Source organism: Rhizobium sp. KNZ14-9A (assembly GCF_056755015.1).
Genome location: NZ_JBPGXB010000002.1, coordinates 181,896 through 200,171, shown reverse-complemented (window position 1 = coordinate 200,171; position 18,276 = coordinate 181,896). Strand labels below are relative to the sequence as shown.

At 60.6% G+C, this 18,276-nt stretch carries 17 protein-coding genes; 7 read left to right on the top strand and 10 right to left on the bottom strand.

Translation table 11 applies throughout. From position 1 onward, the window contains the following. Positions 1–24: 24 nt before the first annotated feature. Both ACR9ZQ_RS07030 and ACR9ZQ_RS07025 read right to left on the bottom strand, forming a co-directional pair. On the bottom strand, positions 25–1,215 hold the full coding sequence (locus tag ACR9ZQ_RS07030) for an efflux RND transporter periplasmic adaptor subunit (RefSeq protein ID WP_310385886.1): 1,191 nt from the start codon (positions 1,213–1,215) through the stop codon (positions 25–27). A gap of 48 nt (positions 1,216–1,263) precedes the next feature. After that, positions 1,264–2,076, bottom strand: a complete 813-nt coding sequence (locus ACR9ZQ_RS07025; protein ID WP_310385888.1) for an alpha/beta hydrolase — start codon at positions 2,074–2,076, stop codon at positions 1,264–1,266. Positions 2,077–2,241: 165 nt separating this feature from the next. On the opposite strand from ACR9ZQ_RS07025, the gene ACR9ZQ_RS07020 reads away from it, so the two are divergent. Next, positions 2,242–3,153, top strand: a complete 912-nt coding sequence (locus ACR9ZQ_RS07020; RefSeq protein WP_481427404.1) for a LysR family transcriptional regulator — start codon at positions 2,242–2,244, stop codon at positions 3,151–3,153. Between the two features lie 241 nt (positions 3,154–3,394). On the opposite strand, the gene ACR9ZQ_RS07015 is transcribed toward ACR9ZQ_RS07020, so the two are convergent. Both ACR9ZQ_RS07015 and ACR9ZQ_RS07010 read right to left on the bottom strand, forming a co-directional pair. Further along, entirely contained in the window at positions 3,395–4,297 is a 903-nt protein-coding gene (locus tag ACR9ZQ_RS07015; protein WP_481427403.1) for an SDR family oxidoreductase, read from the bottom strand. Between the two features lie 82 nt (positions 4,298–4,379). Then, on the bottom strand, positions 4,380–5,120 hold the full coding sequence (locus tag ACR9ZQ_RS07010; RefSeq protein ID WP_481427402.1) for an SDR family oxidoreductase: 741 nt from the start codon (positions 5,118–5,120) through the stop codon (positions 4,380–4,382). Positions 5,121–5,240: 120 nt separating this feature from the next. On the opposite strand from ACR9ZQ_RS07010, the gene ACR9ZQ_RS07005 reads away from it, so the two are divergent. Continuing rightward, positions 5,241–6,155, top strand: coding sequence for a LysR family transcriptional regulator (locus ACR9ZQ_RS07005; RefSeq protein ID WP_310385897.1), 915 nt, complete (start codon positions 5,241–5,243; stop codon positions 6,153–6,155). A gap of 19 nt (positions 6,156–6,174) precedes the next feature. Further along, a complete protein-coding gene (locus ACR9ZQ_RS07000; RefSeq protein ID WP_310385899.1) occupies positions 6,175–6,489 on the top strand; it encodes a hypothetical protein in 315 nt (104 codons plus the stop codon). Here ACR9ZQ_RS07000 and ACR9ZQ_RS06995 read toward each other — a convergent pair. Further along, the gene (locus ACR9ZQ_RS06995) at positions 6,486–6,806 is read right to left on the bottom strand and encodes a hypothetical protein (protein ID WP_310385900.1); all 321 of its coding nucleotides are present in this window, start codon (positions 6,804–6,806) and stop codon (positions 6,486–6,488) included. The two genes, ACR9ZQ_RS07000 and ACR9ZQ_RS06995, sit on opposite strands and share 4 nt — an antisense overlap. Before the next feature lie 83 nt (positions 6,807–6,889). Here ACR9ZQ_RS06995 and ACR9ZQ_RS06990 point away from each other — a divergent pair, with 83 nt between their 5' ends. Continuing rightward, positions 6,890–7,504 (top strand): DNA-3-methyladenine glycosylase, encoded by a 615-nt coding sequence (locus ACR9ZQ_RS06990; protein ID WP_310385902.1) that lies wholly within the window; start codon positions 6,890–6,892, stop codon positions 7,502–7,504. Positions 7,505–7,520: 16 nt separating this feature from the next. Here the strand turns inward: ACR9ZQ_RS06990 and ACR9ZQ_RS06985 are convergent, their stop codons facing one another. The 3 genes from ACR9ZQ_RS06985 to ACR9ZQ_RS06975 are packed head-to-tail and all read right to left on the bottom strand — an operon-like array spanning position 7,521 to position 10,748. After that, positions 7,521–9,062: a DHA2 family efflux MFS transporter permease subunit gene (locus ACR9ZQ_RS06985; RefSeq protein ID WP_481427401.1), complete on the bottom strand. Its 1,542-nt coding sequence runs from the start codon at positions 9,060–9,062 to the stop codon at positions 7,521–7,523. A gap of 5 nt (positions 9,063–9,067) precedes the next feature. Beyond that, positions 9,068–10,291, bottom strand: a complete 1,224-nt coding sequence (locus ACR9ZQ_RS06980; protein ID WP_481427400.1) for an HlyD family secretion protein — start codon at positions 10,289–10,291, stop codon at positions 9,068–9,070. After that, on the bottom strand, positions 10,284–10,748 hold the full coding sequence (locus ACR9ZQ_RS06975) for a MarR family winged helix-turn-helix transcriptional regulator (RefSeq protein WP_037070867.1): 465 nt from the start codon (positions 10,746–10,748) through the stop codon (positions 10,284–10,286). Before ACR9ZQ_RS06975 ends, ACR9ZQ_RS06980 begins: the two co-directional genes overlap by 8 nt. A 496-nt stretch (positions 10,749–11,244) precedes the next feature. Here ACR9ZQ_RS06975 and ACR9ZQ_RS06970 point away from each other — a divergent pair, with 496 nt between their 5' ends. Together ACR9ZQ_RS06970 and ACR9ZQ_RS06965 are read left to right on the top strand one after the other, a co-directional pair. Then, complete coding sequence (locus ACR9ZQ_RS06970) at positions 11,245–12,420, top strand: efflux RND transporter periplasmic adaptor subunit (protein ID WP_481427399.1); 1,176 nt, start codon at positions 11,245–11,247, stop codon at positions 12,418–12,420. Continuing rightward, entirely contained in the window at positions 12,417–15,596 is a 3,180-nt protein-coding gene (locus ACR9ZQ_RS06965; protein ID WP_481427398.1) for an efflux RND transporter permease subunit, read from the top strand. Before ACR9ZQ_RS06970 ends, ACR9ZQ_RS06965 begins: the two co-directional genes overlap by 4 nt. Positions 15,597–15,603: 7 nt before the next feature. Here the strand turns inward: ACR9ZQ_RS06965 and ACR9ZQ_RS06960 are convergent, their stop codons facing one another. Beyond that, positions 15,604–16,380, bottom strand: coding sequence for a metallophosphoesterase (locus tag ACR9ZQ_RS06960; protein ID WP_481427397.1), 777 nt, complete (start codon positions 16,378–16,380; stop codon positions 15,604–15,606). Between the two features lie 162 nt (positions 16,381–16,542). On the opposite strand from ACR9ZQ_RS06960, the gene ACR9ZQ_RS06955 reads away from it, so the two are divergent. After that, complete coding sequence (locus tag ACR9ZQ_RS06955) at positions 16,543–17,667, top strand: acyl-CoA dehydrogenase family protein (protein WP_481427396.1); 1,125 nt, start codon at positions 16,543–16,545, stop codon at positions 17,665–17,667. 66 nt (positions 17,668–17,733) lie between these two features. Here ACR9ZQ_RS06955 and ACR9ZQ_RS06950 read toward each other — a convergent pair whose 3' ends face one another. Beyond that, entirely contained in the window at positions 17,734–18,195 is a 462-nt protein-coding gene (locus ACR9ZQ_RS06950; RefSeq protein ID WP_113319555.1) for an RrF2 family transcriptional regulator, read from the bottom strand. Between the last annotated feature and the right edge of the window lie 81 nt (positions 18,196–18,276).

Here is an 18,276-nt window from a genome sequence, read left to right as displayed (position 1 = left end):
CCCCGAGGGAAGGCAGCTCAGATCTTACTGAGCGGTCGCGACCTTCTCTTCCATCTGGGGTGCTACGACTGCACCCGGACGGATACGCTGAAGGCCGTTGACGACGATCTTGTCGCCGACTTCGAGGCCGTCTTCGACCACGCGCTGGCCATCGAACAGCGAACCAAGCTTGATCTGCCGGTAGTTGACCTTGTTCTCACCATCGACGACGAAGACGAATTTCTTGTCCTGGTCGGTTCCGACGGCGCGGTCACTGATGACGATCTTGTTCTCGGCCTTCGGCTGGCCCATGCGCACCCGAACGAACTGGCCGGGGATCAATTTGCCGCCGGGATTGTCGAAGACTGCCCGCACAGCAATGGTGCCGCTGGCAGCATCGACTTCGTTGTCGACGAGCTGAAGCTTGCCCTTGATCGGCGTTCCCTCATCGGCGAGCGTGCCGATTTCAACCGGGATCTGTTCAACAGCCGGCAATGCGGCGTCAGTCGCCGGAAGCTCCGAAAGAGCCTTCGTGACCATCTCTTCGCTGGCATTGAAGCTTGCATAGATCGGATCGACAGAGACCAGCGTCGTCAGCTCAGGCGAAGCCGAACCGGCCGCAACAATATTGCCGACCGTGACCTCGATCTTGCCAATACGGCCGGAAACCGGCGCCTGAACCTGCGTATAGTCGAGGTCGAGCTGCGCGGACTGGAGAGCCGCCTGTGCCGAACGCAGGCTCGCCTGGGCTTCGGCCAGCGTGCTCTGGCGCTGGTCGAGATCGCTCTGCGAGATTGTACGGTTGTCCGAAAGCCTGCGGCCACGGTCGAGTTCGGTCTGTGCCAGGCTGACCTTGGCTTCAGCCGAAGCGACCTGGCCCTGGGCCTGGGCGACCGCCGCCTGATAGGGCGCCGGATCGATGGCGAAAAGCAGGTCGCCCTGCTTCACCAAGGCACCTTCACGGAAATGCACGGACTGGATGGCACCCCCAACCCGGGGGCGGATCTGCACGCGGTCAATGGCCTCGAGACGACCGGAGAAATTCTCCCAGTTCGTCACATCACGGCTGGCGACGACGGCAACCGTCACCGGCACAGCGGGAGGCTGCGCAGGTTCAGAGGCGGCCGTGGCGGTTGCGCTCATCGGCAGTTCGAAAAAGATGGCAGCGGCCGAAACGGACGCAGCAACACCCAGACCGGCGCCCACCAGGGCCCAGCGCTTATTTCTGGACGTCATCGGTACTCTCCTTGCGGCCCTGAATGGCCGTAAAAAATCAGTTCGTCTTCAATGCAATTGTGGCTGAACGCTCACGTCCTGAAGAAAATCTCCAAAGTGGCGGCTGACGTTGCCCTGCCACGTGGAAGTCCCCTCAGATTTTCCGCCATAAATGGATGGCCAACCTGTCCCGGCGGGAAGGACATGCTGGCGCACGCCAACGCCTGCCTTCTTCAGGCGAGCGGCGTAACCGATAGTCTCGTCGTGCAGCGGATCGTCTTCCGCCGTGAAAATCAGAGCCGGTGCAACACCTGATATACGCGAGCACAGGCAAGGCGCGGCATAGGGATGACAGCCACCGCCGCTCAGGTAATGGCTCCAGCCTTCCGTCCAGCGCTGGCGCATGCCGATCTTCTCCGCTTTGCGGATCGAAGACGTACCCATGAAAGGATCGAGAAGAGGAGAAAGCAGGATCTGGCCGTCAAGCGCATCCGGCATCTGGTCACGTGCTTTCAGCGCAACACCGGCGGCGACGTTACCACCCGCCTCTTCGCCAGCAACGAAAAGCAGCGACTTGCGGTCGCCGAGGCCGGCCTTCTTGAGTGCGAGGTAGGAAAAGATCGAAAAGGAGACTTCGAGCGCCTTCGGAAAGACATTGCCCGAAAGCGTGCTGTAGTCGGCGGAGACGACGATCGCGCCGGCCTTTGCGAGGCTGCTTGCAATCGGGCGATCGGCCTTGGGGTCGCTGTCGAGAAACGCCCCACCATGCAGATAAAGCACGATCGGCGGACCCTTGCCGAAATCGGCGCCCATATAGACGCGCGCAGAAACGGGGCCAGCGGCCACCTTTTCCAGCACCATGTCCTTAATTTCGGGCACCATAGTCTCTATCTCTTCGCTGCTTTGCAGATGGGCGGATATCCCCCGTCTCTTGCATTTTGCACTAAAAAGATATTGTTATTCAAAACCGGGAATAAGAAGCGATATCGCGATAACACTATTCCAAATCCCGAACAATGTTGCAACGCAAACTGCGGAATTGAACCGATGGATCAGCTCTCGGCAATGCGCGTCTTCATCCGCGTAGTGGAGACGGGCAATTTCACCCGCGCCGCCGACATGCTCGCCATGCCCAAGGCGACGGTGACCAATCTCATTCAAGGACTGGAAGCGCATCTGCGCACCAAGCTCCTCAACCGCACCACCCGCCGTGTCATGGTGACGACGGATGGCGCTCTTTATTATGAACGCGCCGCGCAGATCATTTCCGAGCTCGAGGAGCTGGACGGCAGTCTTTCAAACTCCCAGAGCCTGCCGACGGGCAGGCTGCGCGTCGAGATGGCGGGCGCCTTTGCCGATTCCATTCTGGTACCGGCGCTCTGTGATTTCTATCAGCGTTATCCCGATATCCGCATCGACCTCGGCGTCGGCGACCGCACCGTCGACTATCTCGCCGAAAACGTCGACTGTGCTCTGCGCGCCGGCACGCCGGCCGACCAGTCGCTGATTGCGAGGCGCGTTTCGGAAATCGAAATGATCACCTGCGCCGCCCCCCTCTACGTCGAGAAATTCGGCCTGCCGCAGCGGCCGGAAGAGCTTGAAACGGAACATTATTCCGTCAATTATTTCCGCGCCCAGAACAATCGCACGGTGCCTTTCGAATTCCGGAAGGATAATGAGAGTATCGAGGTCAATCCGCGCTATATCGTCTCCGTCAATGACAGCCGCACCTATATGACCGCGGCACTCGCCGGCCTCGGCCTCGCCCAGGTCCCGATCTTCATGGCCCGTGAGCCACTGGCAAAGGGGGAACTGGTTCAGACCCTGACGGAATGGACGCGCGAGTCGCTGCCGCTCTACGTCGTCTATCCGCCGAACCGGCATCTCAGCAACAAGGTTCGCGTCTTCGTCGACTGGCTGGTGAAACTGCTGGCAGACGCAAAACTCAACGCCCGCTGACCTAGAGCCACTGGCAGAAAAGAAGCGGCCCGTGATGGGAGGGATAACCGTCACGGGCCTTGATCTGATGTCTGAAACTGAAGGCCTGTCGCACCGCAGGAAAGGCGCGGCAGGCCCTGGAGTGGAGGTCGGGAGGCGGGCGGCGATTGCCGTCCGCCTCCGTCCATTGTGATATAGGTACGCTTAGCCGGATAGTAAGGGGCAGCTCACCAAGAGGCCGTTCACAAGTTTGCGACGATCTTTATCCGTTCGTGACGGGCTTCAGCAGATCCTCGATGCCGATGCGGCGGAAGAGTTCGGCGCGCACGCGGTCCGCAACGCCGTTGACGATCTCCGCGCCGTCTTCCGACGGATCGATATGGGTACGGAACGGCCGTTTTCCGAAGGGCATGTTCACGACATCGACGATGGCGGTTGCAACGGAAGCGGCATCTGCATCAGCGGGTTCGAGCGAGGCAAGACCTTTCAGCGCCTGTTCCGGCAGGCCCTTATAGGGACCTTCATTATATTCGGCGGCGCGGGCGGCATCGGCAGGCGAGCCGGAATGGGCGAAGTGGTTCGTACCCTTGGTGAAGGCGCCGGGAACGATGATTGCCGTTTCGATGCCCCACCGGGTTAGCTCACTGGCATAGGAAACGGCAAGCGAGTCCATGGCGGCCTTGGCGGCGAAATAGGGAGCAAGGTACGGAGGCGTACCGCCGCGGGTGCTGGAGGAAGAAACCCAGACAACCAGTCCCTTGCCCTGCTTGCGCAGATGCGGCAGCACCGCGCGGTTTACACGCTGGGTCGACAGCACGTTGATATCGAAAAGCTCGGCATATTGCTCCGGCGTAAAGGCTTCAGCCGGGCCGAAGGACATGTGGCCGGCATTATGGATGATCGTGTCGATATGGCCTTCGGCAGCGATCACCTTGGCAATGCCTGCTTCGACCGAACCATCAGAGGCGACATCCAGTTCGACGGCCTTCAGATCGACGCCGTTTTCTTTGGAGAAGGCCTCCACTGCCTCGACTTGCGGCCGGTTGCGGCCTTCGGTTTCACGCATCGAGGCATAGACGGTGTGACCGGCCTTGGCGAGAGCGCGGGCGGTAAGAGCGCCGAAACCGCTTGAAGCGCCGGTAATGATGATGACTTGCTTGCTCATGATCCTGTTCCTTCTATGAGAGTGGGGCGGTTGAGAAAATGCGGGGAAGAGTGAGGCGGCGCGACACCGGCACGAGTTTGCGTCAGACCATGCCGCCATTGGCACGCAGCACCTGACCGTTGACCCAGGCACCATCAGGGCCGGCGAGGAAGGCAACGACACCAGCAATATCCTCAGGCGTGCCGAGACGTTCCAGCGGGTTTGCCTTGGCAAGGTGGTCGATCAGTTCGTCGGACTTGCCGTTGAGGAAGAGGTCGGTGCCTGTCGGGCCGGGAGCGACCGAGTTGACGGTAATCTGGCGGCCGCGCATTTCCTTGGACATGATGGCGCCCATCGTCTCGACGGCGGCCTTCGTGGCGGCGTAGACGCTATAGGCTTCCGGCTTCAGGCCGACGACCGAGCTCGAGAAGTTGATGACCCGGCCGCCGTCACGCAGTCGCTTGGCAGCTTCGCGCAACGTGTTGAAAGTGCCCTTGAGGTTTATGCTGATCTGGCGGTCGAAGGTGGCATCGTCCACGTCGGCAAGACGGGAGAGCAGCATGATACCGGCATTGTTGACGAGGACGTCGACGCCGCCGAAGGCTGCCTCTGCAGCATCGAACATGCGGCGCACGGCGTCCGCATCGGCAACGTCGGCCTGTGCCGTCAGGGCCTTGCCGCCGGCCTTCTCGATCCTCTGGGCCAGTTCTTCGGCAAGCGCCGCGTTGCCAGCGTAGTTGATAACGACGGTGAAGCCGTCCTTTGCGAGACGTTCTGCGATCGAAGCACCGATGCCGCGGGAAGCGCCGGTAACGAGAGCGACCTTGTTTTGATTGGCAGACATTTTCTTCTCCTTTGGTTCGGCGCCGCAGCGCCCTTTCGATGAGAAGAAGATGTCCCTTTTCACTTTGCGGATAATCAGCCATTATTCGGCATCACTATCCGGTAATTGCGAACAAACAAAATGGACAGATTTGATGCCATGCGGGTCTTTTCCCGTGTCGTGGAGCGCCGCAGCTTCACGCTTGCCGCCGAAGACACCGGCTTGCCGCGCTCGACGGTGACGGATGCGGTCAAGCAGCTGGAAGCGCGCCTCGGCGTGCGCCTGCTCCAGCGCACGACGCGCCATGTCAGCCCGACGCTCGATGGCGAAGCCTATTACCAGCGTTGCCTGTCGATCCTCGCCGATATCGAAGATGCCGAAGGCGCTTTCGCCGGCGCCAAGCCGAAGGGGCTACTGCGGGTCGATGTGCACGGCACGCTTGCCCGGCATTTCGTGCTGCCAAGTCTGCCGTCCTTTCTGGAAACTTATCCCGATATCGAGTTCTACATGAGCGAGGGCGACCGGCTGGTGGATCTGGTGCGCGAGGGCATCGACTGCGTGCTGCGCGTCGGTACTCCGCAGGACAGCGACATGGTCGCCCGGCGTGTCGCCATGCTGGATGAGATCACCCTCGCCTCGCCGTCCTATATCGCCGCTCTCGGTCAGCCCGAACATCCCGACAGTCTCGACGCGCACCGCATGGTCGGCTTCCGCGCGACCGGCAGCGCCGGCCCCCTGCCCCTGGAATTCATCGTCGACGGCAGCGTGCGCAACATCACGATCCCCGCGACTGTGACCGTCAACGCTGCCGAAAGCTATATCTCCGCCGCTCGCATGGGGCTCGGCATGATCCAGATCCCGCGTTACCACGCCGAACAGGATCTCGCCGCCGGCACCCTGGTCCAAGTGCTCGCCGATTTTCCACTCACGCAGACGCCGGTTTCGCTGCTCTATCCGCGCAACCGCCAACTCTCACCGCGCGTACGCGTCTTCATCGACTGGTTGGTGAAGGTCTTCGCTCGACAAAACTCCGAAAACGCGGTTCACTCATATTAGCATTCTCGGAGGAACGGGCATGGCACTCAGCGACACCATGGTTTACCAGACGGATGAGGGCTTCGTCGTCGAGTTCGGCAACGAGGGTGAAGACAGGATCGCAGTCACGCTGCGCAACGCCCCCGATCTCACGCACGAAAATGCCATCGCCAGGGCGAAAGCACTGCTTTCTTCCGCATTCGAGCCCGTTCACGGTGACGGCCCTCGCAGCAAGGATGCAGCGGTCCTTGAAGAAGAGCTGCAGGAAGGCCTGGAAGATTCCTTCCCGGCGAGCGACCCGGTTTCCGTTACCAGTTCGTCGATTTCGATACGCGACCCCAATGCCGGCCACTAGATCTGTGTCGAGATGATATTGTCGACGCGGACCTCTCCGCGCACAACGCCACGCTCGGTGATATTAGTGCGCGCCGCTTCCTCGATGACGGTATAGAGCTTTTCGTTGCGGAAGGCGCTCGCGTTCTTTGTCGACTTGTCTTCCGCCGGCGAACCGTCGATCTCCAGAAAATCGAGTTCGGCTTCGGAGGCGACGACGCGTGCATCCCCTGGTGTAAGAGCAGCAACGACGACCACACCATGGGACGGCGCAAGATCCCAGTTGGGATCGTCAGGGGCGGCGGCGGGAACCAGCCGGTAGAGCTTGAGATCATCCATGATCCATTTCCTTGCGATTGTTGGCTTGCGTTCCAAACGCCGGCCGGCAAATCATTGTTCCGGATGGCGAATGAGCAAAGAGGATGCTATCGGCACTCTCCATGACGACCGATATGATCAATGGCGCGATCGGCGCCGGCCCGCTTGCCGGGGAAAGCCTGCGCCATTTCTTCGAACGCGATGCGATCGAGGTCGCCCGCGACCTGCTCGGCTGCCATCTGACGGTCAACGACACAGGCGGGCGGATCACCGAGACGGAAGCCTATTATCCGGATGACGAGGCTTCCCACAGTTTCCGTGGCCCGACGAAGCGCAATGGCGCCATGTACGGCCATCCGGGCAATGTCTATATCTACCGCATCTACGGCATGTACTGGTGCCTGAACTTCGTCTGCATGCCGGGCTCGGCGGTGCTGATCCGTGCGCTGGAGCCGGAAACAGGCTTGCCGGCCATGATGGAACGGCGCGGCACCGATGTGCTGACCCAGCTCTGCAGCGGCCCCGGCAAGCTCTGCCAGGCGCTCGGCATCGATATCTCCATCAACGACCGGACGCTCGACCAGCCACCCTATGCGATCTCGCCTTCCGCGCCAGTGCCCATCGTCTCGGGCAAGCGGATCGGCATTACGAAAAATGCCGAAGCACCATGGCGCTTCGGCATTCAGGGATCGCGATATCTGAGCAAGCCGTTCCGCTAAATGGGAACCTTCAACGTCATTCCATGACGGCGCTATGGTCCATGGCCGGCGCGGCCTTCGGCTTGCGCAACAACAGGACCAGCGGCATGACGGCGAGCGACATCAGCATCAGCAGCTTGAAGTCGTCCATATAAGCGATGATGGTCGACTGCAGCGTAATGACGTCGTTGAGCGCCGCGCGGCCGACCGCCGTCAGCGGGCTGAGGCTTTGTGCGGCCGTCGCATTGAAGGCGTGGTTGAACGGCGTCACGTAGGCCGCAATCAACTCATGGTTGCTCTGCGTGTTCTCGACAATCAGTGCCGAGACAATCGAAATGCCGACAGAGGAGCCGATGTTTCGCGACAGGTTATAGAGGCCGGTTCCGTCGCCGCGCATCTGGGCCGGCAGCGTCGCAAAGGCAATCGTCGTCAGCGGCACGAAGAGGAAGCCGAGGCCGGCACCCTGGATGAAGCCGACCGAGACGATCGTCCACTGCGAGACGTCGGGCGTCCAGCCGGTCATGTCGTACATCGCCCAGGCCGTCAGCCCGAGACCGAGCAGCAACAGCCAACGGGTATCCACCTTGCCGATCAACCGGCCGACGATGAACATGCAGAGCATGGTGCCGAGACCGCGCGGTCCCATGACGATGCCCGCCGTAGTGACCGGATAGCCCATCAGCGTCTGCAGATACGGCGTCATCAGCGCCAGTGAGGCGAGATAGGTGATGCCGATCACGAAGATGAAGATCATGCTGACGGTGAAATTCTGGTCGAGGAACAGCCGCGGATTGACGAAGGATTTCTCCGCCGTCAGCGTATGCACCAGCAGCAGATAGAAGGCCGCAGAGCAGACGATCGCCTCGACCATGATCTCGCCGGAGGAGAACCAGTCGAGCTGCTCGCCGCGATCGAGGAACAGCTGCAGCGCCGCAATAAACAGGCTCATTATTCCGAAGCCGAACCAGTCGAGCTTGGCGAGCGCATCCCTCTTCGTCTCCGAGACGAATATGACGATGCCGGCAAAGGCGAGCGCGCCGATCGGGATGTTGATGTAAAAGACCCAGCGCCAACTGATATTGTCCGTCAGCCAGCCGCCGATGACAGGACCCAGAACCGGCCCGACCATGACCGAGACGCCGAATAGGGCCATGGCCGAGCCGCGCTCCTCGGCGGAATAGATGTCGAGGAGGATGCCCTGGGAAAGCGGAACCAGCGAGGCGCCGAACAGGCCCTGCAGCAGGCGGAAGGCAACGATCTGCGGCAGCGACTGCGCCAGACCGCAAAGCACGGAGGCGACAACGAAGCCGACAATCGCCGTCAGCAACACACGTTTGCGGCCGAACTTGGCAGCAAGAAAGCCCGAAGGCGGCGTCATGATCGCGGCCGCGACGATGTAGGAGGTTAAAACCCAGTTGATCTGGTCGGCGGAGGCCGAAACGCTGCCCTGGATATAGGGCAGCGCCACGTTGGCGATCGTCGTATCCAGCGCCTGCATGATGACGGCGAGAATAACGCAGGCCGTGATCGCGCCGCGATTGGCAACCGGGGTTGCCGGTGATGTAGGAGCAGTGCTCATGGCCGTTACTCGTGGCTGTTGCCGTGGCCCAAAAGGTTGTTGACGAAATCAGGCAGGCCGCGCGCATGGCCGGTATCGACATCGACCACCGTGCTCATGCCGACGCGAAGCGGCGGCTTGCCCTGAGAGTCGTCAATGCTGACGCGCATCGGAATGCGCTGTACGACCTTTACCCAGTTGCCGGTCGTATTCTGTGCCGGCAGCAGCGAGAAGGAAGAACCCGATGCCGGGCTGATGCTCTCGACCTTGCCCTTCCAAAGCGCGCCCGGATAGGTGTCGACGTAGATATCGACCGACTGGCCGGGCTTGACGTAGGTGAGCTCAGTTTCCTTCGGGCTTGCGGCGATCCATAGATGCGAGGTCGAAACCAGCGAGAAGGCCTGCTGCGAAGCCTGGAGGTAGGAGCCGACCTGAAGCGCGTTGACGTTGGTCACGATGCCGTCGAAAGGTGCCTTGACAACGCTGTGATCGAGCTCGCGCTGAGCGTTGTCGACCTGCGACTTGGCCTGCAAGTAGAGCGGATTTTCCTCGACCGGCTGGTCGGCATTGCCGCCGAGCTGAGCAAGCGTCGTTGCGGCTTCCGCCTTGGCGACGGAAACCTTCTGCTGTGCCGCCTCGAGATTGTGCTTGGCTTCGTCATAGGCCGACTGTGTCGCGCTGCCGTTGTTGACGAGATTTTGCTGCCGGTCGAACTGATCCTGGTAATAGGGCAGATCGGCTTCGGCCTGTGTGATCTCGGCAAGCGACTGCTGGTAGCTGGCCTTCAGGTTCATGATCTGGTTGCGCTGCGCCCCGAGCTGCGCCTTGGCGCCATCGAGCGCGATCTTGAAGGAATCCGAGCGCAGGCTGAAGAGCACCTGCCCCGCCTTGACCTGCTCGTTCTCATGCACGTTGATCTGCTCGACGAGACCGGAAACGTCAGTCGTGATGCCCACCATATCCGCCTGGATATAGGCATTGTCGGTCGACATGATCTGACCGCCATTGATGTAGTAGTAGCCACCGACGACGAGCGCCACCGGCAGCAGGGCAAAGAGAACGGGGCGGGTGAAGCTGCGCCGGCGGCGGACCTTGTTGCCGCCAGGCGCAGCCACCGCGGCAGCCGCGGGCGCTGAATTGGATGAAGGCGCCTCAGCCACCGTTTCCGGTTGTTGGGGAATTTCTTTTTCTTCGACAGGGTTCTTGGCATTCGCGTCGGACACGACGCGCAGGGGGGATTGATCAGCCATGTTTCGTCTCATTCTCGGCGACCGGACTCCGGCACGCCTGCACCAGATTCGTCTTCATTACGGATAGGATGTGGAAAAGCTGGTCGCGCTGTTCGGGTGTTATGCTTTCCAGCGCCTCGCCGCGGGTCACGTCACCGATCTTTCGCATTTCGGCGAGAATCGGATGGGCTGCTTCACGCATGTAGAGCAGCCAGATACGCCTGTCGGTCGGGTGCTGGCGGCGCTCGATCAGGCCGCGCTCGGCGAGCTTGTCGAGGATGCGGACCAGCGTGATCGGCTCGATTTCGAGGATTTCGGCAAGCCCGCTCTGATGGATGCCCTCATTATTGGCGAGATAGGCAAGCGTCTGCCACTGAGACCGCGTCAGCCCAAGGTCCTTTGCGCGCTGCTCGAACCGTTTCCGAAGCAGACGAGCCACGTCGTGCAGAAGAAAACCGAGTGTTGGATTGTTGGTCATATACCTTCGCCGGCTAGTAATAAGCATCCTTATGATATTGGTAGATATATTGAGCATATGCAGTGCACAAGGATACAACCTCAAGATTCCGCACCTGCGGCCAAAATGCCGCAGCCCACACCTAGCGGAGCCTTCGATCCGGTCTTTCGAAAGGTTCAAGCAGCGGCCGAAACTCGTCTCAGCAATTTGACAAAGCGAGGCATCGGCGGAAATGCCCGGGGTTTGTGGAACTCCAAATCCATGCAATCAATTGGCATTTGCAATTTTTGGATTCTCCCGTTTATAGTCTGCCTTCATAGAGTTAGGGAGAAGCAGGATTTTCTTCCTCCGGTTGATTTCGAGGTGCTGGCTTGCACCTGTCATCTTCCCGGCAGCCAAGCATGAGTAGAATTCGGACTTAGGACGAAGCTCATGCTTTCGTTCCAGCAGACATGAACAGCTTATCTCAGGCATAGGTTCAGGCGGCTGCGTTCGGCCGCCCGCAAGGGGGACCGGAATGGCTTATTCGCTTCGACAGACATTGGCGCTCGGCTGCGTTGCGGCCTTCCTACCGCTCATCGCTGAGGCCCAGCAGGCGCCTGCTCCCCCGCCCGTCACCGTCGCCAAACCCGTCGTGCGCGATGTGGTCGACAATGATGAGTTCATCGGCCGCTTCGAGCCTGTCGACGAAGTCTCCATCCGCTCCCGCGTCGGTGGTTACCTACAGGAAATCGACTTCACCGACGGCGCTCTGGTGAAGAAGGACGACCGGCTCTTCGTCATCGATCAGAGGCCATTCGTAACCGCGCTCAACCAAGCCAATGCTGCGCTTGAGGCCTCGAAATCGGCTCTGGTCTTTGCCGATGCGCAATACAAGCGTGCTCAGTCGCTCGCTTCGAGCGGCAGCCAATCGGCGCAGACGCTGGACGATCGCCGCCGCGAATTCGATTCGGCCCAGGCCAATGTCCGCGGCGCACAGGCCGCTGCCGATCGCGCTTCTCTCGACATGGAATATACCGAGATCAAGGCGCCGCTCAGCGGCCGCATCGACCGCCGCCTGATCTCCGCCGGCAACCTCGTGCAGACCGACCAGACGGTGCTGACGACGATCGTTTCACTCGACCCGATCGATTTCTATTTCGACGTCGACGAGCGCCGGCTGCTGAATTTCGCCGACACGGCGCGCAAACTGGGCAAGGATCTCCAGCAGGGCGGTGGCGGACTGGACGTGACAGTCACGATCTCGGATCCCAATGCCAAGCCATTCAAGGGAAAACTCGATTTCGCCGAGAACCGGATCGACAACGAAAGCGGCACCATTCGTCTGCGTGCCCGCTTCCCCAACCCCGATCTCGTCCTTCAGCCCGGCCTCTTCGGCCGCATCCAGGTCGAAGCCTCCAACACCTATCAGGCCATTCTCGTCCCTGACGAGGCAATCGGCGCAGACCAGAACGAGCGCGTTGTCTATGTCGTCGGCGCAGACGGCACGGTATCGACCAAGCCCGTGAGACCCGGTCCGCGGCTCTATGGCTACCGCGTCATTCGCGAAGGCCTCGACGGCACCGAGACGATGATTGTCAACGGCCTGATACGCGCCCGGCCCGGCGCAAAGGTAACACCTCAGATGACCGAACTGCCGAAGGAGCGGACGGACGCTCCGCCGGAAACCGCCGGTGCGGAGAGCGGCCAATGAGATTTGCTCACTTCTTCGTAGACCGGCCGATCTTTGCGGCCGTCATCTCGATCGTTCTCCTCGTTGTCGGCAGCATCGCCTATACGCAATTGCCGGTCTCCCAATATCCGGAGATCGCGCCGCCGACCATTGTCGTGCGCACCTCCTATCCGGGCGCCGACCCGCAGACGATCGCCGATACGGTTTCGACCCCGCTCGAGCAGCAGATCAACGGCGTCGAAGACATGCTCTACATGTCTTCCTACTCCAGCGCCGATGGCGCCATGTCGCTGACGATCACCTTCAAGCTCGGCACCGATCTCGACAAGGTCCAGGTTCTTGTCCAGAACCGCGTTTCCATCGCCCTGCCCCGTCTTCCCGAGGAAGTCCAGCGGCTTGGCGTGACCACCGACAAAAGCTCGCCTGACCTGATGATGGTGGTGCACCTCTTGTCGCCGTCACACCGCTATGACCAGCTCTACGTCTCGAACTACGCCCGCAACCGCATACGCGACGTTCTCGTGCGCCTTGACGGCGTCGGCGACGTGCAACTCTTCGGCGAGCGCCAGTATTCGATGCGAATCTGGCTGGATCCGGAAAAGCTCTCCGCCTACGGAATGACATCCGATGACGTCGTCGCCGCATTGAGAGACCAGAACGTTCAAGTATCGGGTGGCAAGATCGGCGCCCCGCCCGTCACCGGCAAGAATGCGTTTGAATATACGGTGCGAACGGACGGACGTTTCTCGGATGTGCGCCAGTTCCGCTACGTCATCGTGAAATCGACGGCCACCGGCCGGCTTGTGGCCTTGCAGGATGTCGCCCGCATCGAGCTTGGCGCACAAGACTACGTCACCAACAGCTATCTCAACAATGACCCCGCAGTTGCTCTCGGCATCTTCGCCCGACCGGGAACCAATGCACTGGATACGGCCCATCAGATCCAAGGGATCATGAAGGATCTTTCCCAGAACTTCCCACAGGGTCTGGAGTACCGCATCGTCTACGATACGACCGAATTCATCTCGGATTCGATCAATGAAGTCTACAGGACCATCGCCGAAGCGGCGATCCTCGTGGCAATCGTCGTCCTCGTCTTCCTGCAATCCTGGCGAACTGCCCTCATTCCGATCATCGCCATCCCCGTATCGCTGATCGGCACTTTCGCGGTCCTGCTCGCCTTCGGCTTCTCGCTCAATATGCTGACGCTGTTCGGCCTCGTCCTTGCGATCGGCATCGTCGTCGACGACGCGATCGTGGTGGTGGAAAATGTCGAGCGAAACCTGGCGCGCGGCATGACCCCGAAACAGGCGGCGCACGTCACGATGGACGAAGTCGGGACCGCCGTGGTCGCCATCTCGCTGGTGCTGATCGCGGTGTTCGTGCCGACGGCCTTCATTCCCGGCATTTCCGGACAATTCTACAGACAATTCGCGGTGACGATTTCAGTCACCACGGCAATTTCCGCATTGAATTCGCTGACGCTGTCGCCTGCGCTCGCAGGCATATTGCTGAAAACCCACGATCACGAGACCAAGCACAAGAATATCTTCTCCCAGCTGGGAAGCGGGCTTGCCAACGGCTTCAACCGCGGATTCGATCGAATGAGTTCCGGCTATTCCTGGATCGTTCGGCATCTGGTCAGCAGTTGGGTAGGATTGACAGCTTCGCTTATTGTCTTCGCCGGCCTGCTAGGCGCTACCTGGTACATGGGACAGAAAGTTCCCTCGGGGTTCATCCCGACCATGGACCAGGGTTACGCAATCATCGTCATCCAGCTTCCGGACGGCGCTTCGCTTGCGCGTACCGACGCCGTCGTCAAACAAGTGGGTGACATTGCCCGCACGGTGCCGGGCGTCGGCAATGCCGTGCAATTTGCCGGTTTCAGCGGGGCAACTTTCACCAATGCCTCGAATGCCGGCGTCGTCTTCGTCCCGTTCAAATCCTTTGCCGAACGTGAAGAAGGTGGCGAAACCGCCAACAAGATCATCGGCGAACTCTACGGCAAGCTGCAAAGCATCCAGGAAGCCTTTATTATTGCCATCCCACCGCCATCCGTGCGCGGCGTCGGCAATTCCGGCGGCTTCAAGATGCAGATTTCGGATCTTGAAAACGCTGATATGACGCGCGTCCTTGGTCTGGCCCGCCAGATGATGGGTGCTGCCGCAACGACCGAGGGGCTTACCGGCGTCTTCACGACATTCTCGGATGCAAGCCCGCAATATTTCCTTGCGATCGATCGCGACAAGGCACGTTTCCTGAACGTGCCGATCCCCAACATCTTCAACGCACTGTCCATCAACCTCGGCGTTGCCTATGTGAACGACTTCAATGCATTCGGGCGCGTTTATCAGGTTCGCGCCCAGGCTGACCGGCAATATCGCATGGACAGGGACGACATCCTGGCGCTGAAGGTTCGATCGGCAACCGGTGCACTGGTCCCGCTCGGCACTCTGACGGACATACAGGATTCCAGCGGTCCGGCACTTGTCCAGCGCTACAACATGTATGTCTCGGTGCCGCTTCAGGGCAATCCGACTCCCGGCACATCGACCGGCGATGCCATCAAGAAGATGGAAGCGCTGGCGGGGCAGATCCTGCCGCCCGGAACGACCTTTGAATGGACCGAGCTTGCCTATCAGGAAACCCATACCGGCAATACCGCCATCTATATCTTCGCCCTGTCGGTGATCTTCGTCTTCCTTGCGCTTGCGGCACAATATGAAAGCTGGGTCCTGCCCCTGGCCATCATCCTCATCGTTCCGCTCGCAGTGCTCGCCGCGTTGATCGGCGTATGGCTCAGGGGAATGGACAACAACGTCCTCACCCAGATCGGCCTGATCGTCCTGATCGGCCTTGCGGCCAAGAACGCCATTCTGATCGTCGAGTTTGCACGACAGGCGGAAGAAGAAGGGAAAAGCGTCGTGGATGCCGCAATCGAGGCAAGCCATCTTCGCCTGCGCCCGATCCTGATGACGGCCTTCGCCTTCATCTTCGGCGTTCTACCGCTTGCCATCGCCACCGGCCCAGGTGCTGAAATGCGCCAGTCGCTCGGCACGGCTGTGTTCTCGGGCATGTTGGGTGTGACGATCTTCGGCCTGTTCCTGACGCCGGTCTTTTATGTCGTGCTGCGCCGCTGGCGCAAAAAGCCGGCGGAAGCGCCGGCTCAGGTCGATGCGGAGGAGAATGCTGCCTGAACCGGTTTCAGGTGGAGAAGAGGTAAACCTGGCCCTGCCAGAAGCGGGCGACGGAGAGCCTGCCGCTCCTGAAGGCGCGGGTGTCGAGGTTCAGCCGCATTGGCTGCACATCCGGCTGATCGCCGGGCGTGTGACCATGGACGATGAGCTTCGGCAGTGGCAGCGGGCTTTCCAGGAAACGCTGGCGGATGAAAGCCAGATCGTCATCGGCCTGCTCTTCGAGCGGCACGCGCGGGTCGATGCCCGCATGCACGAAGGCGACATTGGGCGTATCGAGCATGATCGGCAATGAGCGGATGAAATCGATATGGGTATGCGGCAGCGACTGGCGGATGAAGGCGTCGAGCTGCGCACCGGAACGGAAAACGAGCGGCAGGTGATCGGGATCGAGACCGTAGGATCGCAGAAGCTCGGCGGCACCCATGGTCATCCAGTCGTCATAGGATGCCCAGCCGTCGATATAGTCGAGCATGACGATCTCATGGTTGCCGGCAAGGCAGATGCGCTCGAAACCCTCGGGCGCCGGGTCCATGATATGGCCGATGACATGCGCCGATTGTGGACCGCGGTCGATATAATCGCCAAGCATGACGATGAGTTTGGTGCCCGGTATATGCTCTGCATCCCGGACGATCGCCTCTTCCGCTTTCTGCAGCAGATCGAGACGACCATGCACGTCGCCGATGGCATAAGTGGGGATGTCGGCTATATCCATGCTCACGCGCGGGCGCGGCTGACGTCCAGCCTTCGAACCCTCGCGGCTTCGTGCAAGAGAATCACTCATCATCATTCCTGATCAGTTCGCCGTCCCTTAACCATAAGTAGAGCATACGGCAAGGCGATCAAGCTGGTAAGAAAATTCCGCCGGCCGGGCTTTTGTGGAAAAAGCGGCCTTACGCAAGTCGATGCAATCACGCACTTTTTTAGCACCAGGAAAGAGTGGCAGATGGGCACCGTATCGCAACTGCACGACTATGTGCGTCCTCCGGCGCACCGCATCGAGACTGAGGAGGAGGCCATCTCCGCGGCTCGCGAGCTTGCGGCCGGATTTCGCCGGCAGGCAAGCGAGCGCGACATCAACCGCCTCATGCCAAACGCCGAGCTCGACGCGCTCTCGCAATCCGGCCTCACAGCAATCACCGTTCCCCCTGAATATACCGGGCTTGATATTTCCAACGCCCTGCTCGCCGAGATCGTCGCCATCGTTGCCGAAAGCGATGCCTCGATCGGCAACGTGCTGACATCTCACTTCCGCGTGCTGGAAGGGCTGCGCAACCAGCCCTCGGAAGAGCTGAAGATCGCCCTTTTCACCCGCGCCTTGGACGGCGACCGTTTCGCTGCAACCCGTTTTACCGATCAGGCAGGCCTCGTTGCCGAGGGCTCCGGCTTTCGCCTGACAGGCCGGTCGGAACAGGCAGCCGCCATCCTTTTCTCCGACTGGATCGCCGCAGCAGCGATCGATCCCGGCGGCCACAGGGTGACGTTGCATCTGCTGCGTGACAGCGAGGAACTGCAGGCGGTGGACGACTGGGATGCTTTCGGGCTGCGCACCAACGGCACGGCAACGCTGATTGCCGGCAAGCTGCATGTGAATGCAGACACCGTCACCGCCGCTCCATCCGGCGATCACACGACGGAAAAGTCCCTGGGCCTTCTGCTGCAGGCAGCCGTCAGCCTCGGTATCGCCCGTGCAGCCTTTGCCGACCTGCTCGTCATGGCGAAGGAGCCCTCTGCCCTCTTTGGCAAAATCGGCGAGCGCGCCATCCGCATCGAAATCGCGACCGGCGCGCTGGAACAGGCAGGCCGCAAACTGGATATCGCCCAGGTAAGCCCCGCCGAAGCAGCCATGGCGGAAGCCTATTTCTCCGCCTCATCCGCCTGCCTCACGGCAACCGAGGTGGCGCTGGACACGGCAAATGCTCTCTTCGAACTGGCCCGGGGCGCGACCGGCAGCATAGCGCTCAACCTCGACCGTCACTGGCGCAACGCCCGCATCCACGACATGGCAATCCAGCGCGAGCCGCTGTTGAACGCAGCAGGCGCGCATATTCTGAAAATCAGGGAAAGTTGAAGCAACTCCCGCAAAACTGTGCCACGGTTTGCGTCCGGAATTGCGTGGAAATAAGGGGAGCGCGGATCAGCTCGCGGCGGAAACCGGGACCTTTTCCTCGACCGTTTCGATGCCGCCGCCGACAACGAACTGTTCGAGCGTCATGTTGTCGAGAATGGCAGCGATCGCGTCCCGGACTTCGGTCATCGAGCGCCGCACCTGACAGGTCTCGGGATCTGCGCAGTCATCGCAGGCCTCGTAAGCCGTGCGGCTGGCGCAGCGGATCGGCGCAAGCGGCCCATCCAGCGTACGGATAACATGACCAATGCGGATCTCCGACGCAGGCCGCGACAGCGAATACCCGCCGCCCGGCCCCTTCTTCGACCGCAGGATGCCGACATTGCGCAGTTCGAGCAGGATCGTATCGAGAAACTTCTTCGGAATATTGTTGCGCGACGCGATGTCGTTGATGAAGGCGGTCTCGCCCGGCGCCAGCCGCGCCAGATCGACCAGCGCCTTCAATCCGTATTTTCCTTTTTTCGTCAACATCTGGGTCGCCCTGCACTTTCCGGCATTATGCTTCTGTAATAGCAGGCAAATAGAGTCAAAACCATGAAGAGACAACAAAAT